This is a genomic window from Rhizobium sp. CFBP 8762 (assembly GCF_014841565.1).
Lineage (GTDB): Bacteria > Pseudomonadota > Alphaproteobacteria > Rhizobiales > Rhizobiaceae > CFBP-8762.
Genome location: NZ_JACYUD010000009.1, coordinates 28,868 through 54,231, shown reverse-complemented (window position 1 = coordinate 54,231; position 25,364 = coordinate 28,868). Strand labels below are relative to the sequence as shown.

Genomic DNA, 25,364 nt, shown 5'->3' with positions numbered 1-25,364 from the left:
ATGAGTTTCTAATACCCTCTAATAAGGGTAAATTTGCCCAGCCAGCCACCGAGTGCATTCGCCAGCCAGCAAGGCCTTTTGATCAAAAGGAAGAACCATGTCTTTCCGACGCTCTCGCGCGGCCCTATTGGCGTGCTCTGCTGTCTTTGTCTCCGTGACTCTGGTGCAAGCGCAAACAGTCAACCCGTCATCCAGGCAATCCGGCACACAGGAAGGTGAGGCTGCCGTCCTTGATAAGGTTAATGTAAAAGGGGGCCGCGTCGGTCTTGCCAATACTCCGCTTGCCACCTCGGCAACGCGTTCGCAATTGGATGCCAATCAGGTAACAGCGGTAGACGACATCAGCCGTACGCTTGACCCGGGCGTGAATTATTCCAGACTCGACAATGGTTTCAATATCCGTGGTCTGTCCGGGGCACGCGTGTTGACCGTGATTGATGGTATTCCGATACCTTACCTTTCGAACGATGCTCGCAGTGGGGCATTTTCTGCTACCAATTCCAATGGCGGCAGTGATCAATTCGATTTCGAGGGGCTATCTTCCCTTGATATCATCCGTGGCGCCGATTCCAGCCGTGTCGGATCGGGCGCACTTGCGGGCACGGTCTCGCTTCGCACGCTGGAACCGGAAGATCTGATCTTCGGCAACAAGACGTGGGGCGCATTGCTCAAATCCACGTATGATTACGAGGATAGCAGCATCCTCGGCTCTGCTGCCTACGCGCAGAAAATTTCCAATACGTCCGTATTGCTACAGACGAGCTACAAAAACGGAAGTGAACGACGCAGCCAAGGCACTGTTGGAGGCTATGGCGCGTTGCGTACCGAGCCCAATCCAACGGATCTCGACCAGCGTTCCGTTTTGTTCAAAGTCCGTCAGGATTTGGAAGGTGGCCATCGTATCGGAGTGACGGCCGAGCGCTTCCGCCGTGATATCGACACGGATCAAAGGACTGACCAAGGATCGGGTCGAAGCTACAAAACAGGTAATTTTAAAACGTTTGAAGAGCGAGACCGGGACCGCGTATCGCTTGATTATGACTTCCAGTCCCCGGCGACGGATTCCCTGATCGATTCCATTCAGACCTCAATCTACTGGCAGAAACTGCGCCGCTCATCCGGTGCGGTCGGAACAGAGAATAGTGGGGCTGCCTATGGGCGCGATAATGAGGCTGAAAACCGCACCTTCGGTGTTGTCGGATCGGCAGAAAAGGGCTTCGATCTCGGCGGCTATACGCACGCTCTGACCGTTGCCTACGATGCAGCGTTTGGTGACTGGACCCAGTTTACCGCTGGCGTTTGCCCCACGCCGACGACCTGCCCAAGGGTTGCCAACCAGTCCGAAGTTTCAACGGTCGATACGGTAAAGCTCGGTCTGTCCATTAATGACAGGATCAGCATCGGCAATTCAGCTTTTGCGGTCACGCCGGGTGTTCGCTTCGACTGGTTCCGTTATGAGCCAAAAGAGTCCAGCGGATTTTCAAACAATCCGGCCCGCCGTCAATTCGGCCTGCCGGGCAGCACGGATGGTTTCCGCATTTCGCCCAAGGTGCTGTTCACGTACGATCTCAACCCGGGCGTACAGCTTTTCACGCAGGTTTCCACTGCGTTTCGAGCGCCAACCGTCGATGAGCTCTACGGTGTGTTCTACAATGAAAGACAGAAATACGCGTCAATTGGCAATCCGGAGCTGGAGCCCGAAACGGGGTATGGTATCGAGGCCGGCGCCAATATCGGTGACGAGGATACAGGCGGTCGCGCCGCATTCTTCTACAACAAATACGACAACTTCATTGATCGGAAAACGTCCACCGTTAACGGCATTAGCGAGATGCGCAACTTCAACGTTAACAACGTGCGTATTTCCGGACTTGAGGTCAACGCCTACAAGACCTTCCAGAACGGTATCCACCTTCACGGTGCAATTGCCTATGCCAGCGGTCTAAATACTGACACACGCGTGCGCAGACGTGATGTGGCTCCGGTCAAGGCTATTGTCGGCGTTGGTTACCGCGCGGATGAATGGGGTGCCGACGCGTCGCTCGTTGCCGCTGCCAATGTCAACAATGACCAGAAACCGACCACGTTCGATGCACCCGGTTACGGGGTCGTTGATCTGACCGCATGGTGGACGCCAGCCAAATTTGCCGGTTTGAAGGTTCAGGGCGGAGTCTATAACGTATTCGACAAGGAGTACTACAACGGGTTGAACCTGCGCGACCTGGATCTGACTCGCTCCTCAACCCAGCCAAGATCCTACTATTCCGAGCCGGGCCGCACCTTCAAGGTTTCAATCGCAAAACAGTTTTAATGAATGAAGACCGGTGACGGGTGACGAAGGTTGCCCGCTACCCTCGCGTATACGCACAAAAAAGCCGCCTCACGTTGAGGCGGCTTTTTTGTTAGAGCGCTATTCGATCTGATTGAATCAGATCGGCGCTCTAAGTCATTTATTTGTAAGCATAATCTTTTCGATCCTCGCGTCGCTCCGGTCGGATTATGCTCTAGCTGACACGCGTGGCTTGTGGCAAATTTGCAACGGCATATTCAAGCCAATCATACCGGTAAAAAAACCCATTAGTTTTTATTGACAATTTTCATCATGTTTTCTAATCCCATAATCATAACCCTTAAAAAAATAGGGTAAATCGCCCAGCCAGCCACCGATTGCGTTCGCAGCCAGCAAGGCATCTGATCATAAGGATGAACCATGTCTCTCCGACGCTCTCGCGCGGCCCTATTGGCGTGCTCGGCTTTCTTTGTCTCAACGCTGTGGGTACACGCGCAAACTGCCACTGCGCCATCTACACAAACCACCACACAGGAAGGCGAGCCAGCCGTTCTTGAAAAACTGAACGTGAAGGGTGCCCGCCTCGGTGTTTCTGATACGCCGCTGGCAAGCACCGTCACGCAGACGGAAATTGAGGACAAGCAGGTCCAGTCGATCTCCGATCTTGGACGCTCGCTTGAGCCCGGTGTCTACTTCAATCGCACCAACGGTTCGGTCAACATTCGCGGGCTGGAAGGAAGCCGGGTTCTGACGACCATCGATGGAATTCCGTTACCGTACCTGTCGGATGCAACCAGAAGCGCCAGCGGCGGCGTCGATACGTTTGATTTTACAACGCTTTCGGCTGTCGATGTGGTTCGTGGCAGTGATTCCAGCCGGGCGGGGAGTGGCGCTCTGGGCGGTGTGTTGGCATTGCGGACGCTGGAACCGGAAGACCTCATCAAAGACGGTCGCGACTGGGGCGGTATTGCCAAGTTCATCTATGATGGATCCGATAGCAGCTTCACGCCGTCGGCAGCCATTGCCAAGCGTTTTGGCCAGACCTCCGTGCTGTTTCAAGGTGCTTACCGCAACGGCAGCGAGACCCGCAATGAGGGAACAGTTGGCGGCTATGGTGCATTTCGAACAGAGCCGAACCCTTCGGACTTCGACCAGCATGATCTGCTTTTCAAAATCCGTCATCTGGCTGACGGTGGACATATGTTCGGCCTGACTGCCGAACGGTTTGCCCGCGACCGTACGACGGATTCGCTCATCAACCAGTCCCTTACCGGAAACTATCGCCCCGGCGACTACACCACGATTGAAGACAGCGAACGCAAGCGGTTGTCGCTGGACTATGCTTTTACGTCCGAAAGTGACGATAGCCTGTTCGATGCCGCAGCCGCCTCGTTGTACTGGCAGGATGTTTCGCGTGCGACAGGTTATAACGGCTATCGCTCGACGAGCGTTGTGGGGCCTATCACGCGCTACAATACTTATTCGGAAAAAACCTATGGCCTGATTGGCTCGGTGGAAAAGACGATCGATACCGGCAATCTCTCCCATCGGTTTACGTTCGGCTTTGATCTGGCCCACAGCACCGTCAATCAATATTCGCGCGGTACGGACAATTGCCCGGCACCACTCGCCAATGGCAGCTACCCAGCAGGCTTTACCGCTTGCGCCAACCTGCACTCCAACCAGGCGGACACGCCGCGCGTGGAAAGCAACAAGATTGGCCTTTACCTCGATGACGCAATTGCGTTGGGGCAAAGTGGATTTGTGCTGACGCCGGGTGTGCGGTTTGACTGGTACGAGCGCAATCCAAAGACGACGGCTGCCTACGAAGCCAACAGCAATAATCCCGCACTTCCCGGTGATACCAGCGATACGGCCATTTCGCCAAAGCTGCGCCTGTCCTACACGCCGACCAATGCCGTGGAACTCTACGGTCAATGGGCAATGGGCTTCCGGGCCCCGACTGCTGGTGAACTCTACAGTACGTTCGGCGGTCCCGGCACCTATCTGCGCATCGGTAATCCGAATCTCGAAGCCGAGACCAGTAATGGCTTCGACGTGGGTGCCAATCTCGGCGACGAGAATTTTGGCGGTCGCGTCAGCGTCTTCCACAATCGCTATCACGACTTCATCGATACCTATAGCCTGACCGAGGCACAGGCGAACGCGTTGGGCTATAGCCTGAGCAACTATCGTCAGGGCGGCATTTCCAGCTATTACAACATTCGCCGCGCCCGCATCTACGGCACCGAAATCGCAGCGCATAAGAGCTTCGACAACGGCATTCGTCTGCGCGGTAGCCTGTCTTATGCCAAGGGTGAAAATCTCGATACGGACGAATTCCTGCAATCCGTTGCGCCTATGAAGGGCGTTTTGGGGGTCGATTACAATCAGGAGCAGTGGGGCGTCAGCCTTGACTGGATCGCGGTCAAAGCGTCGCGGGGACAGACGACATACAGCGCTCAACCGTCGGCCACATCTCCGGGCACGAAGTCGTACTTCAAGACACCGGGTTACGGCCTCGTCGACCTGACGGGTTGGTACGAGCCCGAGCAGTTCAAGGGTCTGAAAATCAACGCGGGTGTCTACAACGTGTTCGACAAAGCCTATTACGATTACGTCAACGTGCGCGGTGGCGGGGGGCAGGCCGACCAGTTCTATACGGAGCCGGGCCGCAGCTTCAAGGTTTCGCTGACGCAGCGGTTTTAACCTAACTCAAAGGGCCGCCATGAGCGGCCCTTTTTTTATGGGCTCACCATAGAAAGTGGTACTGGCTCGCTTGCGAAAGTAACGGCACCACGCTAACAGTTTCGCCATGGAACATACACGCAATGCTCTCGTCTGGTGGTGGGTTCGCTTTTAAGCGGCCTTGCACCGTCATGCGTGTCAGCAGACAACAAGCCGCCCTTCGTTTCAAGGCGGCTTTTTTGTTGTGAAGGCGCCGGGTGAAACAGGGGCTTCGACCAAGCGGAGTTGGAAATGGTTACGAGCAGTCAGGATACCATCGCACAGAGCTATGAAACGCGCGGTGGTATCGCCATTACGCGGCGCAGGCGCAGCGCAGACTATGCGCAGGCCATCTCAAGCTATGTGGATAAGCTCGATGAGCGGCGCGGTGCCGTTTTCTCTTCAAACTATGAGTATCCGGGCCGCTACACCCGCTGGGACACTGCCATCGTCGATCCGCCGCTCGGTATTTCCTCCTTCGGTCGTGCACTCTGGATCGAAGCCTACAATGCGCGGGGCGAAGTTCTGCTGACCTTCATCGCCGACAAGCTTAAAACGGTTACCGATATTACACTCGGAGCGCAGGACGCACGGCGTCTGGATGTGACGATCAATCCGCCCTCCCGCGTGTTTACGGAGGAAGAGCGTTCCAAAATGCCGACGGTTTTCACGGTGCTGCGCGCGGTGACTGACCTGTTTTACTCGCAAGAGGATTCAGCGCTCGGGCTCTACGGTGCCTTCGGCTACGATCTGGCCTTCCAGTTCGATGCCATCGACATGAAACTGAAACGGCCCGATGACCAGCGCGACATGGTGCTGTTCCTGCCCGATGAAATTCTGGTGGTGGATCATCATGCGGCCAAAGCGTGGGTGGACCGCTACGATTACGCGCTGAACGGCCAGACCACGGAGGGCCGCGACGGCGAGATTGCGCCGGAACCCTTTATCAAATCCGATATCACCCCGCCGAAAGGCGACCATCGCCGGGGTGAATATGCCGAGCTTGTGACCAAGGCCAAGGAAAGCTTCCGCCGCGGGGATCTGTTCGAGGTGGTGCCGGGGCAAAAATTCTATGAACGTTGCGACAGCAAGCCATCCGAGATTTCCAAGCGGTTGAAGGATATTAATCCGTCACCGTACTCGTTCTTTATCAATCTTGGTCATCAGGAATATCTGGTCGGCGCATCGCCGGAAATGTTTGTGCGCGTATCCGGTCGCCGGATCGAAACCTGCCCGATTTCCGGCACGATCAAGCGCGGTGCGGACCCGATTGCCGATAGCGAGCAGATCTTGAAGCTGCTGAACTCCAAGAAGGACGAATCCGAGCTGACCATGTGCTCGGATGTGGACCGCAACGACAAGAGCCGGGTGTGTGAGCCGGGTTCCGTCAAGGTCATTGGTCGTCGCCAGATCGAAATGTACTCGCGCCTGATCCACACGGTGGATCATATTGAGGGCCGTTTGCGTGACGATATGGATGCGTTTGACGGGTTTTTGTCGCACGCCTGGGCGGTTACGGTCACCGGCGCGCCGAAGCTGTGGGCGATGCGCTTCATCGAGGGGCATGAAAAGAGTCCGCGCCAATGGTACGGTGGTGCTATCGGCATGGTTGGCTTCAACGGTGATATGAACACAGGGCTGACGCTGCGCACCATTCGCATCAAGGACGGTATTGCAGAGGTGCGGGCAGGGGCTACGCTTCTGAACGACTCCGACCCGCAGGAAGAAGAAGCCGAAACCGAACTGAAGGCATCCGCCATGATTGCTGCCATTCGCGATGCAAAATCCGGCAACGCCGACAAGGCCTCCCGCGACGTGTCATCGGTCGGGGTTGGTGTGAAGATTCTGCTGATCGACCATGAGGATTCGTTCGTCCACACACTGGCCAACTATTTCCGCCAGACCGGGGCAACCGTCACAACGGTGCGCACGCCGGTGCCGGAGGAAATTTTCGATCGGGTCGACCCGGATCTCGTGGTTCTATCACCTGGACCCGGCATGCCGAAGGATTTCGATTGCAAGGCGACCATCAAAAAGGCGCGCAGCCGTTCTCTGCCGGTTTTCGGCGTCTGCCTCGGTTTGCAGGCGCTGGCTGAAGCCTATGGCGGAAATTTGCGGCAATTGGCCGTGCCAATGCACGGCAAGCCGTCGCGCATCCGCATCATGGAGCCGGGAATCGTGTTTTCGGGGCTGGGTAAGGAAGTCACGGTCGGTCGTTATCACTCAATTTTCGCTGATCCCTCGACCCTGCCGAATGAATTCACCATCACTGCTGAAAGCGAGGATGGCACGATCATGGGCTTTGAGCATGTGAACGAGCCCGTTGCCGCCGTGCAGTTTCACCCGGAATCGATCATGTCACTCGGCGGTGATGCCGGTATGCGCATGATTGAAAACGTAGTGGCGCATCTGGCCCGTCGCGGAAAGTCAAACCGGGCATGACCTCGCCGCGCAACAACGCCCAGCGGCTGGCCTTCTGGAGCATTCCGCTGGCGCTCGGTGTCATGGGGTTGAAACTGGTGGCGTGGTGGGTCACGGGGTCCGTGGCTTTGCTATCGGATGGTCTGGAATCCACTGTCAATGTGGTGGCAGCGGTCATCGCGTTTGTGGTGATCGGGTATGCGGCAAAACCGGCCGACGATTCGCATCCCTTCGGACACCACAAGGCAGAATATCTGTCGGCCGTGGTCGAAGGCGTGCTGATTGTCGTGGCGGCGCTACTCATCATCATGGAGGCCGCACCGGCCATTCTCAATCCCGTGCTGCCGGAAGCGCCTGTTCTGGGTATCGCCATCAACTTTGGCGCGGGCGTCATCAACGCCGTCTGGGCCTTTGTTTTGATCCGTGCCGGAAAGCGGTATCGCTCACCGGCCCTGACCGCCGATGGCCAGCATATCTGGTCGGATGTGGTAACATCGGTCGGCGTGCTCGTTGGTTTGATACTGGCACTATGGACAGGCTACGCGGTGCTTGATCCGCTTCTGGCGGTCATCGTCGCGGTTAATATTCTGTATCAGGGATGGAAGGTTATCTCCCATTCGGTGTCCGGGTTGATGGACGGCGCGATAACGCCGGAGGAGGACGCCGAAATTCGTCAGGCCATCGCCACCAATGCCACCGGCTCGCTGAATGTGCATGACCTCAAGACCCGGCAGGGCGGGTCCGTGATTTTTGTTGATTTTCATCTGGTCGTGCCGCATGCCATGCCCGTGGGCGATGCGCATGCCATTTGTGACCGGCTGGAAGACGCCATCAAGGCCGTGCATCCGGGTGCACAGGTTGCCATTCACGTGGAGCCTGAAACCGAAAAAGCCCATGGAATTCGTGTAGCATTTGAGGACAATACCCCATGACAGACGTGTCAGGTCTTTCCCAGCTCGGCAAAAATGTCGAGCAACCGCAGAGCCCGGAACAGGCGATTCTCGAAAAGGTGCCAAGCGGCAATCAGGGAACCGATTTTGTCGTGCGCTTCACCGCACCGGAATTCACATCCCTTTGCCCCATGACCGGCCAACCGGACTTTGCACATATTGTGATCGACTATATCCCGGACGCATTTCTGGTCGAATCCAAATCGCTGAAACTTTATCTGCATTCGTTCCGCAATCACGGGGCTTTCCACGAGGATTGCACGATTGAAATTGCCAAGACGCTGGTGGCCCTGTTGCAGCCAAAATGGCTGCGCATCGGTGCTTACTGGTACCCGCGCGGTGGTATTCCCATTGACGTGTTCTGGCAGACCGGAGAGGCCCCGGCTGGCGTCTGGTTGCCGGATCAGGGCGTGCAGCCCTATCGCGGGCGGGGTTAGGATGAGGGTATTGCGGGCAACATAGCTTACCCGCAATACCTGTTCTTCACGCAAATATCAGGGCGACACCGGCCAGCGCCGTGAAGGCGCCCAGCATGCGCGAAAGGGCCATGCGTGTGCCGATCATCACGCCCAGCCCAATGCCTGCTGCGTGTAGCAGTGCGGTGGCGACCACAAAGCCAAGGCCAAAGGACAGCGCGCCCGCAGCTCCCAGTTCGCTACCATGGGCAAAGCCGTGGAACAGCGCAAAGACGCTGACGACAGCGCTACTTACCGCCAAGGGCACACGGACTGCCATTGCGACCAACAGGCCAAGAGCGACAACGGACGCAAGAATTGCAGGTTCAACAAAGGGCAGGGATACCCCGGCAAGCGCTGCGCCAAACCCGAGCGCCATGGTGCCGACAAAGGCAGCCGGTACGGCCCACAGTGCGCGCCCGCTGATCTGCGCTGCCCATAGGCCCACGGCAACCATGGCTAGGATATGATCCAGCCCTGAAAAAGGGTGGGTCACACCCGCCAGAAACGAGCCGTGCGCGGCCGGATCAAGATGGGCAAAGGCGGGTGCGCTGGCTGTCATGAAGACAGCCGCAGTGAGAGATAGTCGCTTCAACATATGGGTCCCCTCGAAATGCTGATTTCTTGTTATCGTTGCGATGCAGCAATTTAGCCATGCGGCTGCTGCGCTGTCCAGCGCCGATGCAAATGCAATCCTTGATAACAGGCGCATTGTTTTCTGGTGCAACTGGCATTATCTGATGGGCAACATGGTTCGCTAGAATGGAGAGAGTTGCGTATGAACGACGAAGAAGACAAGAAAACAGAACTGCCTTTGGGCAAGGAAACAGAAGCGAATCTATTCAAGTCGCGCTCCATTTTCATCTACGGCCCCATCACGCAGGAACTGGCGCAGAAGGTTTGCTCGCAACTCGTTGCCCTTGCATCTGCCGGTGATGACGACATTCGTATTTTCGTCAATTCGCCCGGCGGTCATGTGGAGTCCGGTGACAGCATTCACGACATGATCAAGTTCGTGAAGCCGAAGGTCTGGACCATCGGCACCGGCTGGGTTGCATCCGCTGGCGCGTTGATCTTCGTTGCAGCCGATAAAGAGCGCCGCATTTGCCTCAAGAATACGCGCTTCCTGTTGCATCAACCTTCTGGCGGCACACGCGGTATGGCATCGGATATCGAGATTCAGGCCCGCGAAATCATCAAGATGAATGAGCGTCTGAACCGCATTTTCTCCGAGGCCACGGGCCAACCAATCGAGAAGATTGCCAAGGATACGGACCGTGACTACTGGCTCTCGGCCGAAGATGCCAAGACCTATGGTCTGGTTTCGCGCATTGTCACGTCATCTGCTGATATCTGAAACTGCTGGTAACCCCTACAAAATGCCTAGTTACGCCTGACGTAACCGGGCACTTTTGCGTTTTGAAGCGGGAAAACGTGTCAATGTGGCTTGCGAGGTCGCAATCCCGGTTGTAGACATGGGCGCATGAACAGCAAACGCGAACAGTTTATGGACCAGATGGCGCGCCGCCGTGAAGCGGCAGTGCAGCGGTCTCGCGCGTTCACAACTCTCCTACTCCTCGGCCTTACACGCGGTTGCCGGGTCCTGTAGGGAGCGCCCGGTGGCCGATAGCCCACCGGCACAAAAGCTCCCTGTGTACCACATCGCGAAGTGTATCCCTATTTTTCGTCCCGCAGGGACGTCGTTTCCGGTTCAAGTGCAACGCCTTTTCAGCTAAGGCTTATGCACAGGCGGATGTAAGGAAGAGACAATGACAGACAGCACGCAGACCGCTTCGAAGGCCCGCCCGGACATGGTCAACACCGGCAGAGGCATGGCCGCAGCCAGCACCAAGTACCGGCCCTATCCCCCCATCGACATTGCTGATCGGACATGGCCGTCCAAATCCATTACCAAAGCACCGATCTGGTGTTCGGTGGATTTGCGCGACGGCAACCAGTCGCTCGTGGACCCCATGGGGCACGACCGCAAGGCACGCATGTTCCATTTGCTGCTGGACATGGGTTTCAAGGAAATCGAAATTGGTTTCCCGTCTGCATCGCAGACGGATTTCGATTTCGTCCGCTGGTGCGTGGAGGAGGGCAGTGTTCCCGCCGATGTATCCTTGCAAGTGCTGGTGCAGTGCCGCCCGGAACTGATCACCCGCACATTCGAATCACTGGAAGGCGCGACCAAGCCCATCGTTCACTTCTACAACTCCACCAGCGAGTTGCAGCGCCGTGTGGTGTTTGCGAAAGACGTGAAGGGCATCAAGCAGATTGCGACCGATGCCGCCAAGATGGTGGCCGATATGGCTGCCAAGGCGGGGGGCGGCTATCGCTTCCAGTATTCCCCGGAAAGCTTTACCGGCACCGAGCTCGAAGTGGCGCTGGAGATTTGTAACGCGGTGACGGAGATCATGCAGCCGACCGCTGACAACAAACTGATTCTCAATCTGCCCTCCACCGTGGAACTGGCAACGCCCAACGTCTACGCCGACCAGATCGAGTGGATGTGCCGCAATCTGGACAACCGTGAGAATTTGATCATTTCGCTCCATCCCCACAATGACCGGGGCACGGGCATTGCCGCCACCGAACTGGGGTTGATGGCGGGTGCGGACCGTGTGGAAGGGACATTGTTTGGCAATGGCGAGCGCACCGGCAACGTGGATGTCGTGACCCTGGCGCTCAACATGTTCACGCAAGGGCTGGACCCGGAACTGGACTGCTCGGACATCGAGCGGATCAAGGCCGTGTACGAATATTCCAACCAGATGATCATTCCCGAGCGTCATCCGTATGTGGGCGAACTGGTCTACACCGCGTTTTCCGGCTCGCATCAGGATGCCATCAACAAGGGCATGAAGGCCATCAAGAAGGCAAACACATCCCTGTGGGAAGTACCGTATCTGCCAATTGATCCGCAGGATGTCGGTCGGTCCTATGAGGCGATCATCCGTATCAACTCGCAGTCGGGCAAGGGCGGTATCGCCTATATTCTGGCTGAGGATTACGGCATCAACCTGCCGCGCGCGCTTCAGGTGGAGTTCCGCGAGGACATCCAGCGCATCACCGATGAGGAAGGCAAGGAACTGCCGTCCAAGGCCATCCATGCGCGCTTTATCGAGCGCTATGTCGACCAGCCAAATGGCCGCCTCAAATTCATCGACCATCACAGCTACCCTGTGGGCGAGCACAAGGGACCGCGTGTGGTGGCGGCTGAAATTACTGATCATGGTGAGACGAAGCGGATCGAAGGAAAAGGCACCGGGCCAATCGACGGCTTCATCAACGCGCTGTCGATCTACACCGGTATCGACATGTCGGTGGCCAATTATTCCGAGCACTCCTTGCAGCATGGCTCCAATGCTGCCGCCATTGCCTATGTCGAGATGGAATATCCCGGCGGAAAGCTGTTCGGCGTCGGCATCAATACCAACATCGTGGCCGCGTCTCTGGAAGCCATCGTTTCGGCAGCCAACCGTGTTCTGGAATTGAACGCCTAAAACTGATTGGTTTCTGCGAGTTCTATGCCACTGCCTTCCGCATTCAGGGCATAGCGCTCGCGGACAACCGACCAGTTTCCGGGCTCACCGGAAATGGAAAACAGATTGTAGCCCGCTGGCGGCTTTTTGCCGCCGGGGGACTGTGAGGCAGACGCAATGCCCACCACTGGCACACGGGTAATCTGGCCTTTGAGGTCATACACCGTGTTCAGATGGGTATGGCCGTGCAGCACCAGTTCTGCACCGCCCGCACGGATTGTCGCACCAAAGCGGCGAATGCCCAGCATACGCTTGTGCGCGGAGGCTGCCCCTCGAATGGGGGGATGGTGAATCATAACCACCCGAAACAAACCCGCTTCGCCGGCGGCACGCAGCAGATTGACCGTTTCACGTGCCTGTCTACGCCCGAAATAGCCACTGGCTGCAAAGGGAGGTGTTGCCACAGCCGTCGAACAGCCGATGATGGCAACGTTTCCGCGCACCCGCACATAGGGGAAAACGTGGTCATCCTCGTCCCAGACGGCGGGGCCTTGATCGCCGCGCATGTAGGGATACCATGCCTTTGTTGTCTTGTCGTAAGCGCCGGGCACATAGGCATCGTGATTGCCGGGAACGAGCGATATGTCCTCCGGTTTTCCCGCATCCGTCAGCCAGGCGGTGACGGCTTCGATTTCCAGATTGGTCGCGAGATTGACCAGATCGCCGGTTATAGCCATATGGTCGGGTTTCTGGCGCTCCATATCGGCCATGATCAGTTCCAGCGTGTTGCTGAACATATGTTTGCGCCGGTTGCGATGCCAGTTCACAAAACCGGTGATGCGCTTGGATGCCAGCTCCATAAAGCTGAGATCGGGCAGTGGACCGAGATGAACATCGGAGATATGTGCGAGCTTGAACATTCTGGGGTAGCTAACGCAGTTTCTGCGCAAAGCAAATACAAAAGCATCGGGTCGCAGTCATGCACGCAAAACGACGGGATTACAGGACATATGTGCTGACACGATTGGCCCATGTCTATTTTCGGTTTTCACGCGGAATGACGATGGGCGTGCGCGCCGCCTGTTTCAACGGAATGGGGCACATCTTTCTGGTCAAGCATTCCTACGTTCCCGGCTGGCACATGCCGGGCGGCGGGCTGGAGCATGGCGAAACTGCCTTGCAAGCTTTGGAAAAGGAACTGCGTGAAGAGGGCAATCTCGTGCTCACCCGCCCGCCGGTTCTGTTCCAGGTCTACTTCAACCGTCAGGCCAGCAAGCGGGACCACGTTCTTTTTTACCGGTGCGATGGTGTGGAGCAAACCACCCACAAAGTGCGCGATCGTGAAATCATCGAAAGCGGTTTCTTCGCGCTGGATTCGCTTCCCGACGATACGACACCGGCAACGCGGCGGCGGCTGGCCGAAATGATCGGCCATGCGCCGCCGTCTGATGTTTGGTAGTTAGAGCATTTTCAGCGACCATGTGTCCGCCAGAAATGCTCTAACCTCTTGTTTTGTCGCATTGTCCGGACGTAAAAGTGATTCCACTTTCACTGGAAATGCTCTAAATGCTATCGCGATTATGCGGCGCGTCGAGGTCGAGGATCGGTCCCATCGGCACGATCCCGGTAGGGTTGATCGTCTTGTGGCTCTCGTAATAATGCCGTTTGATATGGGTGATGTTGACCGTCTCGGCGATGCCGGGCATCTGGTAGAGGTTCCGCAGATAATTTGAGAGATTGGGATAGTCGGCAATGCGGCGCAGGTTGCATTTGAAGTGTCCGACATAGACCGGATCGAACCGAACAAGTGTGGTGAACAGGCGCCAGTCAGCCTCGGTCAGTTGCGAGCCCGCAAGATAGCGCTGCTGCGAGAGCGTGTCTTCAATCCAGTCCAGCGTATCGAACAGCGGCGGAATATGCTCCTCATAGGCACTCTGGGTTGTGGCAAAGCCTGCTTTGTACACCCCATTGTTGACGGTGTTGTAAACCCGGTCATTGATGGCGTCGATTTCGCTGCGCAGGGCGTGCGGGTAAAAGTCATCGGTCGATCCTGTCAGCGAATCGAAAGCACTGTTGAACATGCGGATGATATCGGCGGACTCGTTGGAGACGATGGTATCGCTCGCCTTGTCCCATAATACCGGCACGGTTACGCGACCGGAATAGTCCGGCTTGGCGCGCACATAGATTTCCCAGAGTGCGGCTGCGTCAAACAAGTGGTCCTTCGTGCCGCCGTCGATGTTTCTGAATTCCCAGCCGTTTTCGCCCATGAAGGGGTCAACGACCGAAACGGAAATCAGGTCGGTCAACTTTTTCAACTGCCGGAAAATCAGCGTGCGATGGGCCCACGGGCAAGCAAGCGACACATAGAGATGGTAGCGTGAAGCTTCCGCCTTGAAACCGCCGGTTCCCGTTGGGCCGGCTGCGCCATCGGCCGTTACCCAGTTGCGAAACCGGGAGGAGTCACGCTGAAACTGCCCCTTGCTGGAGGCCGTGTCGTACCAGACATCGTGCCAGACGCCATCCACAAGCATACCCATCATCGTCTCCCTGTTCTGTTCTTTCCTGAGATAGAGGAACTCACGGTTTTCGAACACCCGCGCAAATGATGAACAGTGCGTTTTTGGCTTTGACAGCGACCTGTTTTCTGCTATCGGCGATGTGAACTCTTTGGGACCGATCCATCATGATGCCTACAGGAACCTTGCGACGACGCTGATGCTTGAAAAGTGTCTCTGTACACTCCGCCATCCCGTTCTGTTGCTTGCTGGTTTCTGATCCCATGAAAAAACATGATCTCGTCTATCTGACCGAGGACGCTTCCCACGATACTGCCATTGAGGATATCAACCGCGAAGCCTTTGGGCCGGGACGGTTTGCCAAAACGGCAGCCCGTATTCGCGAGCAGGGACCGCACGACCGGCAGTTATCGTTTATTTGCGCCGATGATGGTGAAACCATCGCGTCTGTGCGCATGACGCCGGTTTTGGCGGGCTGTGTGAACGCGCATCTGCTGGGGCCGCTGGCCGTGCGACCATCGCATCAGGGCAGGGGCATTGGCCGGGAACTGGTGCGTATTGCAGTGGAAGCGGCGCGGCGCAAGGGCTCCGAAGGCGTGATCTTGGTGGGCGATCCGCCCTATTATCAGCCACTCGGGTTTGAGCCTGTGCCCTATGGCGCTCTCGTCTTTCCCGGCCCGGTCAACCCGGCCCGGGTGCTGGTGGTGCCTATGGGCGACGAGATTCCCGCCCGGATCGCTGGCACAATCGGTTGGCGAGCGAGCGATTAACGCCCTTCGCGATACCATGTGGCGGAAATCAGCAGCAGCAGCGCCGCCACACCGGCGAAACCGGCAAACAGCGGCAGACTGTTGATGCCCTTCAACACGGATTCGTTGGTCATACGCACAGCCATGCGCTGATCATCCTGCACCCGCACGGTGCCGTTGACCGGTAAAATCTGTGGCATGGCCGTTGCGCTTCCGTCCGAGGCCAACAGCCGGTGAACGGTCCCCTTCGTCGCTTTTGCCATGGGGGCCAGCGTGTCCGTTGTCGATACCGTGGCTTTGAACTCCGGTGCATCAACGGCGCCAACATGGACAAGCGCACTGAGATCTCCGTTCTTGATCTCGAACAGGCCGGTTTGCGTGGTGGCAACCTCGGCTTTGAACTGGCCGGGGGCATCCGGGTTCAGTGTCAAAGGCTGCGTTTCGCCGGATGGCAGCGTGAGAGTGGCTTCACCGGGCGCGTCCTTTAGCGTCTGGCGGGTTACTTCCAGCGTGCGGCCAAAGGCCCGCGCCGTCAGGGCTTCTTCCTCCAGCGCCGGTTCCTTCATCAGCCAGTGGGCCATGCGGCGGTAGAGGGAGGCATGCGGGCCGCCCCCTTCAAACCCGCGTGCCCAAAGCCAGCCCTGATCTGATAGCAGCATAGCGACCCGGCCTTCGCCGACACGGTCCAGCACCAGCAGCGGCTTGCCATTGGCCCCTTCCATGACCGTGGTGCCCTTGGGGCTATCCACATCCACGGTGCGGAACCAGCGGCCCCACTTTGGCGGTTCGGACTGCGACCCTTCGAGACCACGGGTGACCGGATGTTTTTTGCCGTCTTCCGACAAGCGGGGATAGAAGGGCGCATCGTTCATCAAACCCGTGGGGCTGGCGGGAAGAATGGAGGACAGGGGCGTGAGTGCAACCGAATCCTCTCCTGCATGTTCCGGCCCCGCCGCGATCAGCAGCGCGCCACCGCGCTGCACATATTGGGCAATGTTATCGTAATAGACGATGGGCAACACGCCGCGGTGCTGGTAGCGATCAAATATGATCAGATCGAATTCGTCGATCTTGTCGATGAACAGTTCCTGCGTGGGAAAGGCAATCAGCGACAGTTCGTTGATGGGCGTGCCATCCTGCTTTTCAGGTGGGCGCAGAATGGTGAAGTGCACCAGATCCACCGCCGCATCTGATTTCAACAGGTTGCGCCATGTGCGCTCGCCGCTATGAGGTTCGCCGGATACCAAGAGAACGCGCAGGTTCTGGCGAATACCATCGATCACCTGAACAGCGCGATTATTTGCAGTGCTCACCTCACCGGCGATGGGCGCGAAGCTCAACTCGACAATGTTGTTGCCACCGCGTGGCAAGCGGAATGACAGGGGCACATCGGCTCCCGGAACGGCGCTCTGGCGCGCAATCTCATCCCCGTTCAGGGTAATGATGACATCGGATGGCCCCTGTGGCACGGGGCCATCGTCAATGAGGCGGAAACTGAGCTGGCTGTCCTGCCCGACAATGCCGAAACGGGGTGCGCTGGCAAACTCGATCCGGCGATCAAATTCTGCCGGACGGCCCGTAATCAACCCATGCAGAGGGGCATCGAAGCCGGGGAGGCTGGAACTGGCGGGAATATCGTGGATTTGCCCATCGGTGATGAAGAATGCACCGCCGATCCGTGCCGAGGGTACATCGGACAGGGCGGAGGTGAAGGCTGAAAACATGCGGGTCGAAGGCCGTTCCTCGGTCTCGTCATTGGTCACCGAGACTTCGCGCACGTCGATATCCGGGTAAGCGGCAAGACGGGATTTCAGCGTGGCCAGAGCCGCGTCGGTCGTGGCCGTGCGTTCGCCATTCTGCTGGCTTTGGCTTCGGTCGACCACGACGGCCACGACCGTCGATAGCGGCTCTCGCTCTTCGCTGGATACGACCGGGTTCAGGAGCGCCAGCATAAGCAGCGCCAGGGCGAGTGCGCGCAGCACCGCGCCGCGCATACCGCGCCACAGGGAAAAACCGGCAATCAGCACGGCAAGGCTGCCGAGCAGCGCCAGCGCGAAAGGCCCAAGAAGGGGTGAGAGGGTAACCGTCATTGGCCCAGCCTTTCCAGAAGCGCGGGCACATGGACCTGGTCGGCCTTGTAGTTGCCAGTCAGCATATACATCATGATATTGGTGCCGGTGCGAAAGGCGTGTTCACGCTGCACATCATCCGGCGGCACGGTGGGCAACAGGGGTGCGCCTGCGGCATCAATGGCCCAGGCCCCGGCAAAATCATTGCCGGTGATGAGAATGGGCGAGACGCCATCGCCGGAGCGGCTGCGCTGAGATTGGTTGCCATCCAGCCGTGATTCTGTCCACAACGGGCTGCCGCTGTAGCGGCCTGGAAATGCGTTGAGCAAATAGAAGGACTTGGTCAACACATGGTCCGGCGGCACGGGCTCCAAAGGCGGGATGTCCAGATTGGCAAGAATGGCCTGAAGACGCTCGGCATTTGGTCCCTGATCGGCATTGCCGGACAGCGACGAAAACTGGTCCCGTGTGTCAAACAGCACTGTGCCGCCACCGCGCATATAGGCTTCGATACGGCTGACGGCCTCAGCACTTGGCATGGGGGCCGTTGCCGAGATCGGCCAATAGATCAGCGGGTAGAAAGAGAGTTCATCGCTGGCAATATCGAGCCCGACTGCTGCTGCCGGTTCCAGCGTCGTGCGCCATGTCAGCCAGTCGGTCAGGCCCGCCAGCCCACGCTCGGATATCGTATCCACATCGCTTTCGCCGGTTTTGACATAGGCCAGATGCGTGGTGGCAAGATTGTCCATGATCTGGCTTTCATTGGGCCGGGAATCGTCCGCTTTCGTGGGGTCGACGGGCAGGAGAAGGCAGCTGAGTGCCAGCAGCAGCATCGGCAGGGCAGCACGCCGTGTCCATTTCAGGCCGCCGCGCAGGAAGAGGACGATCAGCGTATCGATCAGCATCAACAAGAGCGCTGTGGTCAAGAGTGCAGGTTTCAAAGCGTGCTGCGGGCTTCCCGCCAAGGTTTCGCGCACCACAGAGGGGGCATCGGCGAGGGGGCGGAGCGTTGTGTCTTTTCCGAAAAGATTCAAAGCGGTAAAGCCGTCCTGTGACCCATAGAGTCCGGGTGGGTTATCCTGACTTACGACCGGCGCCGCGCCTTCGCGCAGAGTGAGCGGGCGGGCAGAGCCGGTCTCGGTGATCAACGCGCCATTTGCGTTCAACAGGCGATAGGGGGCGAGGGTCGTAGCTTCAACGATATTGCCGGTCGCGGCACTGCCACGGGAAAGCTGCACGGTGCGCCGCAGCATGTCCACGAAATCGCCCGTTACCGGCAGGTTGGACCACGAGGTCTCGGCGCTGACATGGAACAGGATGATGCGGCCCGCCCCAACCGTGCTGGTGGTCACCAGCGGTGTGCCATCGGCAAGGCTGGCCCATGTGCGCTCTGCCAGATCTGGGGTGGGTTCGGCCAAAACCTGCCGGTTGACACGAACGCTTTCGGGCTTCGCCATTCCTGAAAACGGGCTGGAAGCCGGGTAATCAGCGAGCGGTTGCGGTTCTGACCACGAGAGCGCCCCGCCTAGCGCCCGTTCGCCCTGGCGCAGCGTGACGGGAACCAGAGGATCTTCCGCAGGCGCACCGGCAAGGCGCGGTCCGGCAAAGCGGATCAGCGTTCCACCCTGCTCGATCCATGTTTTCACAGGGCCGTAGATCGGTTCGGGAAGGCGACCGATATCGGCCATGATCAACGCCGAAGGCTTCTGCGCCAGCAATTCCGGCACGGCAATGGAAAGGTCGGTTTCCCGTGGTTGAATCAGGTCGGCATAGGGGCTCAGCGCACGGTTGATGTAGTAGAGCGGCGATAGCAGCGGCTGCGTCTGGTCGGAAACCTCGCCGCTCAACAATGCCACGCGACGGCGGCGGAAATTATCGTCCAGCAGATAGGTGGCCCCGGCAGTCGACAGGCCGTCTATGCCGATACGGGCGAAGTCGTTGCGCAGTTCGAACGGCGCAGAAATGGATCCGGTGGCGGTGTTTGCCCCGGCCTCAAACGTGGCCGTGCCGTTGCCAATCGCGCGGCCACGGCTGTCATAGGCGGTTAGCGGCACGGTCTGTGCTGCTGCACTGTTCAGCCGTGTCAGCGTGACGGACATGGTATCGGCATTGTTTGCCGCTGTTGTCACCGCAATGGCGTTGTCGCCGGTATCGGTGATCAAGCGGATATCTGCCGATTGAAGCGTGGCGAGGTCGTTCAGCGTGGTATCCCGCTCACCCTCGGCAATACCATCTGTCATGAAAACGAGGCTGCCCGGTGTAACGCCTAACAGGCCCGTTTTCAGCGCCGTGAAGGCTGCGGCGCGCTGTGGCAATAGCGGTTGCGCGGTGGCAGCGGTGAGCCTTTGACGGGCCACATCGGCGGATACGGGCACGGCATCGTGTGCCGCGTCTGCCGTCAACAGCAGCGAGACGGCGACGTTGCGATCCTCCGCATCATCCAGAAGCGCGTTTGCCGCAGTCAGCCGCTGGGGCCAATCGGGCGCGCTGGTCCAGCCATTGTCGATGATCAGGACCAGCGGGCCTGTGTCCGCCACGGCATTTTGCCGCGGGTTGAGAACAGGATTGGCGATGGCCAGAATAACGGCAGCAGCGGCCAACATCCGCAACACAGTCAGCCACCACGGGCTTTTCGCCGCTGTTTCATCCCGCTTCAACACGCTCGCCAGAATGCGCAGAGGGGGGAAAACTTCCCTGTTGGGGCGCGGTGGCGTTAGCCGCAATAGCCACCAGATCGCAGGCAAAGCCAGCAGCGCCAGCAGAACTGCCGGGCTGGCAAAGGCAAAGGGCAGGCTGCTCATGGTGTCCGCCCCTGAATTGCCGTGGTCATGCCACCGGCACCACCGGAAAGATAGGTGTGGATGCTGGCCAGCGCCTGCGATGCGGGATGGTCGGTGCGGTGCGTGGTAAAGGTCCAGCCCAGACGGCGCAGCCCCTGCCCAAGGGTTGTGCGGCGCGCAATGTAGGCGCGGCGGTAATCGTCGACCAAGGTTTCGGCCCGTCCTGCGGTCAACGTCTGGCCGGTTTCCGGGTCGGTAAATTCGGTGCGACCCGCATAAGGAAAGCTCTCCTCTGCAGGATCGGCGATCTCCAGAACATGGCCGCGCAGGCCTCGGCGCGCCAGTTGAGATAGTGATTCAAGAACATCGGACGGAGAATCCAGAAAATCGCCTATCACTATGATTTCGCTGGGAGAACGTATCATCTGTGTATCCGGCAAAACCGTGGTTGCGCCGTTGTGGTACAGGGCACGGGCCAGGCGTTCGGCCCCATTGCGGGCAGCCACAGGTTCCATCACGCCGGGGTAACCGACGCGCTCCCCGGAGCGCGACAGCACCTCGGCCAGCGCCAGCAAAATCACCAGTGCACGGGCTTCCTTGGAGTCAAGCGCCAGCGTGGATTTGAACCGCATGGACTCCGACAAATCGGCCCACAGCCAAAGCGTATGGGCGGCTTCCCATTCGCGATCGCGCACATAGGTGTGGTCGTCACGGGCGGAGCGTCGCCAGTCGATACGCGCAAGGCTTTCGCCTTCGCCATAGGGGCGGAATTGCCAGAAATTTTCGCCAATGCCGCGTTTGCGGCGGCCATGCCAGCCGGAAATTACCGTGTTGGCAATGCGTTTGGCGTCCACCAGACAATCCGGCAGCAGGCTGGCGCTTTCGCGCGCTGCCAGCAGCCTGTTGCCCGCTCTGGTTTTTTCAACGGTTTGGCCGAGAGGTGCCACGCGCTGTTATGCCCCCATCCGGGCGACAAGACCGGAGATAACGTCGCGCACGCTCAAGCCATCGGCGCGCGCAGCAAAGGTCAGCGCCATGCGGTGCTGCAAGACCGGCTCTGCCAGCGCTTTCACGTCATCAATCGAGGGCGCGAGGCGACCGTCATAAAGCGCGCGCGCCCGCGCCGTCAGCATCAGCGCCTGTCCGGCACGGGGACCGGGGCCCCATGCAATGTGCCGGTCCGTATCGGTCTCAGCGCCACCGGTGCCTTGATTTGCCCCCTGATTTGGACGCGCCGAGCGCACCAGCGCCAGAATGGCATCCACAACGCTCTCGCTCACCGGCATCCGGCGAATAAGAGTCTGGATTTCCATCAGCCGCGTGGCGTCGATCACCGCGTGGGCATGGGCTTCCTGACCCGCCGTCGTTTCCAGGATGATGCGGCGCTCGGCGGCCAAATCCGGGTAGCCGACATCCACCTGCATCAGAAACCGGTCCAGTTGTGCCTCCGGCAGCGGGTAGGTGCCTTCCTGCTCCAGCGGGTTCTGGGTGGCAAGAACGTGGAACGGTTTGGGCAGGTCATAGGGACGTCCCGCCACCGTTACGTGGTATTCCTGCATGGCCTGCAACAGGGCTGATTGCGTGCGCGGGCTGGCGCGGTTGATTTCGTCTGCCATCAGCAATTGCGCAAAAATAGGACCTTTGAGAAAGCGGAACGACCGGCGGCCATCCTCATCCTGATCCATCACCTCGGAGCCCAGAATATCGGACGGCATCAGGTCGGGCGTGAACTGAACGCGGTTTGCGTCCAACCCAAGAACGGTGCCAAGCGTATTGACGAGCTTGGTCTTGGCAAGCCCCGGAAGGCCGACCAGCAGCGCATGTCCGCCGGACAGCACCGCAAGCAGGGTCTGCTCCACCACGCTTTCCTGACCGAAGATGACGGTCGCGACCTCGCGGCGTATGGCGGAGATATGGTCAAGCGCCTGTTCCGCCTGCGCGATGATGGCTTTCTCATCGAACGTGGCGTCGGTCGTGGTCATTACACCCATCATCAGTTCCCTTATTGCCGAATCGGTTCAGCGTCCGTTCTGTCCGTCTTGCCTTACCTTATAATTTGGCGGAAGGCTGACAAGTCACACGCGAAAGACTATGTTTCGTTGACGATGACACGCAACCGGGACCGAACCATGGCAACGCAGGAAATAGATGGCAAGGGAAACGCGGACGCGCTGGCGGCACTGATCACCCGTGCCGGTGCGCAAGCCGATCAGGGCCGGTCCTTGCCCCCGGTCGAGCGCTGGAACCCGGCCTTTTGCGGCGATATCGACATGGAAATTCGCGCCGATGGCACATGGTTCTACATGGGCACACCCATTGCAAGACAGGCTTTGGTACGGTTGTTTTCTACCGTGCTGCGCCGCGATGAGGATGGCAAAACCTACCTTGTTACGCCTGTGGAAAAACTGGGTATCCGCGTTGTCGATGCGCCATTTCTGGCAGTGGAGATGAGCGTGAGCGAGCGTGATGGCTTGAAAGTACTGACATTCCGCACCAGCGTTGGCGATGTGGTGGAGGCGGGGCCTGGCAACCCCCTGCGGTTTGTGCAGGACGGCGACACGCAGGGGTTAAAACCCTATCTGCTCGTGCGCGGGCGTCTGGAAGCACTTCTTTCCCGCGCCGTTATGTATGAGCTGGTTGAGCAGGGCGAAACGGTCGATGTCGCCGGTCAGTCCGTGTTTGCCGTGCAGTCGAACGGTGTGGTGTTTCCTGTTATGCCTGCGGATGCCCTTGCTGTTGATGTTTCGGCGCAATGATGCTGTTTTCTGCCGATGATTTTCGCCGCCGCGCGCTGGTGCAGGCGGGTGGGCCGGTTGATACGGCGTGGCGGGAGCACGGCGATTTTCTGCTGAACCCCGATGTGGTGCCCACGCTCGAGCGCATGTCGCTGCGCGACGCAGCCGTGCTGGTGCCGGTGATTGACGATGGCGCGGATGCGCGTGTGATCTTCACCGAGCGCACGGCCAAGCTGCGCAAGCATTCCGGCCAGATCGCCTTTCCCGGCGGGTCCATCGATGCGGGCGATCATGGGCCGGAGGGCGCGGCTTTGCGCGAGACCGAGGAGGAAATCGGCATCGATCGCCGGTTCGTGGAGCCGGTCGCCCGCCTGCCGCATTACATGGCACTATCCGGGTTTCGGATTACGCCCATTCTGGCGGTGGTGCAGCCGGGTTTCAAAATCACGCCCAACCCGGACGAGGTAGCCTCGGTTTTCGACGTCCCGCTGTCATTTCTGATGAACCCGGACAACCACGCGCGCGGGGTCGCCAACTGGCTGGGCGGTGACCGGCATTACTACAAAATGCCCTATGAGGGGCGCAATATCTGGGGCATTACCGCAGGCATTGTCCGCATGCTCTACGAAAGGCTGTATCATGACCTCGATTGCTGATCAAAGCTGGTTTGCAGCGCCCGCGCTGCGCCGCGTGTTCACGCTTCTGAATGCCGATGGCGGCGAGGTTCGTGTGGTGGGCGGCGCGGTGCGCAACAGCCTGATGCAGCTGCCCGCAGGCGATATCGATATGGCAACCACACTGACGCCCGATGTGGTGACCGAGCGGGCCAAGTCGGCGCATATCCGCGTTATTCCAACCGGTATCGAGCATGGAACGGTAACGCTGCTGGTTGACGACACGCCTTTTGAGGTCACCACCTTGCGGCGTGATGTGGAAACGGATGGCCGCCACGCACAGGTGGCGTTTGGCACGGACTGGGCCGTGGACGCCGGACGCCGTGATCTGACGATCAACGCACTCTATGCGACGGCGGATGGAACGGTTGTCGATCTCGTCGGTGGCCTCAAGGATATCGAGACCCGCACAGTGCGCTTTATCGGCGATGCGGGCACGCGGATTGAAGAGGACACTCTGCGTATCCTCCGCTTCTTCCGCTTTTTTGCACTTTATGGCGCGGGCCGGCCGGATGCCGATGGGCTTCGCGCCAGTGCGCGGGCAAAGGACAAAATTTCCACCCTGTCTGCCGAGCGGATTTGGGTTGAAACGCGCAAGCTGCTGTCGGCAAAAGATCCCGGCCGCGCATTGTTGTGGATGCGGCAAGCGGGCGTTTTAACCGCTGTGCTGCCGGAAACGGAAAAATGGGGCATCGATACGATCCCGGCTCTGATCGCAACCGAAGCCACGCTCGGCTGGGAGGTGGATCCGCTGTTGCGGCTGGCTGCCATCGTGCCGCCAGATGGTGAGCGGCTGGCGCAGATGTCCACACGGCTGAAAATGTCGAGGGGGGAGGCCGCGTGTTTGCAGACCTATGCGAATGCACCGGTGGTGACGGATGCGACGGCTGATCTTGTGCTGGATCGTCTGCTGTATCGCAACGGTGCGGCAGGCATTGTCATGCGGCTGAGAATTGCGCTGGCGAACGCCCGCCAATCGGTGGGAGAAAGCGAATCAGCCATGCGCAAGGCTGGCGCGTTGCAGCGCTTGCTGGATCGGGCGCTGGGATGGACGCAACCTCAATTCCCCTTAAGCGGGGCAGATGCACTGGCAAACGGTGTTGCGTCGGGGCCGCGCGTCGGAAAACTGCTGGCGGGCCTTGAGCAGGAGTGGCTGGATGCAAATTTCACGATGAATCGCGAAGCCTTATTGTTGCGTCTGTCTGAAAAGATTGATCAGGCCGAAGCCTGATCAACTTCCGTATCGTCGGCAATCCGCGCTTTGATGTTGTCGACCATGGTTTCGCGAATATCCGTCTCGCCATGGGTGGTTTTTAAATGATCGACCGCGCGTCGTACGACTTCTGCATCGGTGGCAGCCCGGGTGTGCCAATTGCAGCCGGGAACCAGTGATCCACACTCAAACGTTTTCATGATGCTTCCTCCATCCTCAAAGATAGAAGACAAAAACGGCTGATTTGTTCCGTTAGAGCACGTCCGGCGAGCACGTGTTCGCTGGACGTGCTCTAAC

Annotated in this window: 20 protein-coding genes; 12 read left to right on the top strand and 8 right to left on the bottom strand. The window is 58.7% G+C overall.

The window, feature by feature from the left end; translation table 11 throughout:
• Positions 1–97 precede the first annotated feature (97 nt).
• The 5 genes from IFT84_RS18540 to queF all read left to right on the top strand — a co-directional run bounded on the left by IFT84_RS18540 (position 98) and on the right by queF (position 8,825).
• On the top strand, positions 98–2,311 hold the full coding sequence (locus tag IFT84_RS18540) for a TonB-dependent hemoglobin/transferrin/lactoferrin family receptor (protein WP_192122103.1): 2,214 nt from the start codon (positions 98–100) through the stop codon (positions 2,309–2,311).
• A gap of 399 nt (positions 2,312–2,710) precedes the next feature.
• Positions 2,711–4,999, top strand: coding sequence for a TonB-dependent hemoglobin/transferrin/lactoferrin family receptor (locus IFT84_RS18535; RefSeq protein ID WP_192122102.1), 2,289 nt, complete (start codon positions 2,711–2,713; stop codon positions 4,997–4,999).
• A 270-nt stretch (positions 5,000–5,269) separates the two neighbouring features.
• A complete protein-coding gene (locus IFT84_RS18530; protein WP_192122101.1) occupies positions 5,270–7,459 on the top strand; it encodes an anthranilate synthase in 2,190 nt (729 codons plus the stop codon).
• Positions 7,456–8,370: a cation diffusion facilitator family transporter gene (locus IFT84_RS18525; protein WP_192122100.1), complete on the top strand. Its 915-nt coding sequence runs from the start codon at positions 7,456–7,458 to the stop codon at positions 8,368–8,370. The genes IFT84_RS18530 and IFT84_RS18525 overlap by 4 nt, the downstream gene beginning before the upstream one ends.
• Positions 8,367–8,825: a preQ(1) synthase gene (gene queF / locus IFT84_RS18520; RefSeq protein ID WP_192122099.1), complete on the top strand. Its 459-nt coding sequence runs from the start codon at positions 8,367–8,369 to the stop codon at positions 8,823–8,825. The genes IFT84_RS18525 and queF overlap by 4 nt, the downstream gene beginning before the upstream one ends.
• Before the next feature lie 46 nt (positions 8,826–8,871).
• On the opposite strand, the gene IFT84_RS18515 is transcribed toward queF, so the two are convergent.
• Complete coding sequence (locus tag IFT84_RS18515) at positions 8,872–9,441, bottom strand: HupE/UreJ family protein (protein ID WP_192122098.1); 570 nt, start codon at positions 9,439–9,441, stop codon at positions 8,872–8,874.
• Between the two features lie 180 nt (positions 9,442–9,621).
• Between IFT84_RS18515 and IFT84_RS18510 the strand changes: the two genes are divergently transcribed.
• Complete coding sequence (locus IFT84_RS18510) at positions 9,622–10,200, top strand: ATP-dependent Clp protease proteolytic subunit (RefSeq protein WP_192122097.1); 579 nt, start codon at positions 9,622–9,624, stop codon at positions 10,198–10,200.
• Positions 10,201–10,612: 412 nt separating this feature from the next.
• Complete coding sequence (leuA, locus tag IFT84_RS18505) at positions 10,613–12,349, top strand: 2-isopropylmalate synthase (RefSeq protein WP_446737622.1); 1,737 nt, start codon at positions 10,613–10,615, stop codon at positions 12,347–12,349.
• Here the strand turns inward: leuA and IFT84_RS18500 are convergent.
• On the bottom strand, positions 12,346–13,248 hold the full coding sequence (locus IFT84_RS18500; protein ID WP_192122096.1) for a metallophosphoesterase family protein: 903 nt from the start codon (positions 13,246–13,248) through the stop codon (positions 12,346–12,348). The genes leuA and IFT84_RS18500 overlap by 4 nt on opposite strands.
• A gap of 59 nt (positions 13,249–13,307) precedes the next feature.
• On the opposite strand from IFT84_RS18500, the gene IFT84_RS18495 reads away from it, so the two are divergent.
• Positions 13,308–13,787 (top strand): NUDIX domain-containing protein, encoded by a 480-nt coding sequence (locus IFT84_RS18495; protein WP_192122095.1) that lies wholly within the window; start codon positions 13,308–13,310, stop codon positions 13,785–13,787.
• 103 nt (positions 13,788–13,890) lie between these two features.
• Here IFT84_RS18495 and IFT84_RS18490 read toward each other — a convergent pair whose 3' ends face one another.
• Complete coding sequence (locus IFT84_RS18490) at positions 13,891–14,868, bottom strand: glutathione S-transferase family protein (RefSeq protein ID WP_192122094.1); 978 nt, start codon at positions 14,866–14,868, stop codon at positions 13,891–13,893.
• Positions 14,869–15,110: 242 nt separating this feature from the next.
• Between IFT84_RS18490 and IFT84_RS18485 the strand changes: the two genes are divergently transcribed.
• Positions 15,111–15,617 (top strand): GNAT family N-acetyltransferase, encoded by a 507-nt coding sequence (locus IFT84_RS18485; protein ID WP_192122093.1) that lies wholly within the window; start codon positions 15,111–15,113, stop codon positions 15,615–15,617.
• Here IFT84_RS18485 and IFT84_RS18480 read toward each other — a convergent pair.
• From IFT84_RS18480 to IFT84_RS18465, 4 genes are read right to left on the bottom strand one after another with little or no spacing between them, the layout of a single operon-like run.
• The gene (locus IFT84_RS18480) at positions 15,614–17,686 is read right to left on the bottom strand and encodes a hypothetical protein (protein WP_192122092.1); all 2,073 of its coding nucleotides are present in this window, start codon (positions 17,684–17,686) and stop codon (positions 15,614–15,616) included. The genes IFT84_RS18485 and IFT84_RS18480 overlap by 4 nt on opposite strands.
• A complete protein-coding gene (locus IFT84_RS18475; RefSeq protein WP_192122091.1) occupies positions 17,683–20,466 on the bottom strand; it encodes a DUF4159 domain-containing protein in 2,784 nt (927 codons plus the stop codon). The genes IFT84_RS18480 and IFT84_RS18475 overlap by 4 nt, the downstream gene beginning before the upstream one ends.
• Positions 20,463–21,392 carry a DUF58 domain-containing protein gene (locus IFT84_RS18470; protein WP_192122090.1) on the bottom strand — a complete coding sequence of 310 codons (930 nt, stop codon included), beginning with the start codon at positions 21,390–21,392 and terminating at the stop codon, positions 20,463–20,465. Before IFT84_RS18470 ends, IFT84_RS18475 begins: the two co-directional genes overlap by 4 nt.
• A gap of 6 nt (positions 21,393–21,398) precedes the next feature.
• A complete protein-coding gene (locus tag IFT84_RS18465; protein ID WP_192122089.1) occupies positions 21,399–22,436 on the bottom strand; it encodes an AAA family ATPase in 1,038 nt (345 codons plus the stop codon).
• A gap of 138 nt (positions 22,437–22,574) precedes the next feature.
• Here IFT84_RS18465 and IFT84_RS18460 point away from each other — a divergent pair, with 138 nt between their 5' ends.
• Genes IFT84_RS18460 through IFT84_RS18450 form a run of 3 tightly spaced genes read left to right on the top strand, consistent with a single transcriptional unit; the run spans position 22,575 to position 25,085 of the window.
• Positions 22,575–23,201, top strand: coding sequence for a DUF1285 domain-containing protein (locus IFT84_RS18460; protein WP_192122088.1), 627 nt, complete (start codon positions 22,575–22,577; stop codon positions 23,199–23,201).
• Positions 23,198–23,836 carry an NUDIX hydrolase gene (locus IFT84_RS18455; RefSeq protein ID WP_446737621.1) on the top strand — a complete coding sequence of 213 codons (639 nt, stop codon included), beginning with the start codon at positions 23,198–23,200 and terminating at the stop codon, positions 23,834–23,836. The genes IFT84_RS18460 and IFT84_RS18455 overlap by 4 nt, the downstream gene beginning before the upstream one ends.
• A complete protein-coding gene (locus IFT84_RS18450) occupies positions 23,820–25,085 on the top strand; it encodes a CCA tRNA nucleotidyltransferase (protein WP_192122087.1) in 1,266 nt (421 codons plus the stop codon). Before IFT84_RS18455 ends, IFT84_RS18450 begins: the two co-directional genes overlap by 17 nt.
• Here the strand turns inward: IFT84_RS18450 and IFT84_RS18445 are convergent.
• A complete protein-coding gene (locus IFT84_RS18445; RefSeq protein ID WP_192122086.1) occupies positions 25,070–25,267 on the bottom strand; it encodes a DUF1059 domain-containing protein in 198 nt (65 codons plus the stop codon). The two genes, IFT84_RS18450 and IFT84_RS18445, sit on opposite strands and share 16 nt — an antisense overlap.
• Between the last annotated feature and the right edge of the window lie 97 nt (positions 25,268–25,364).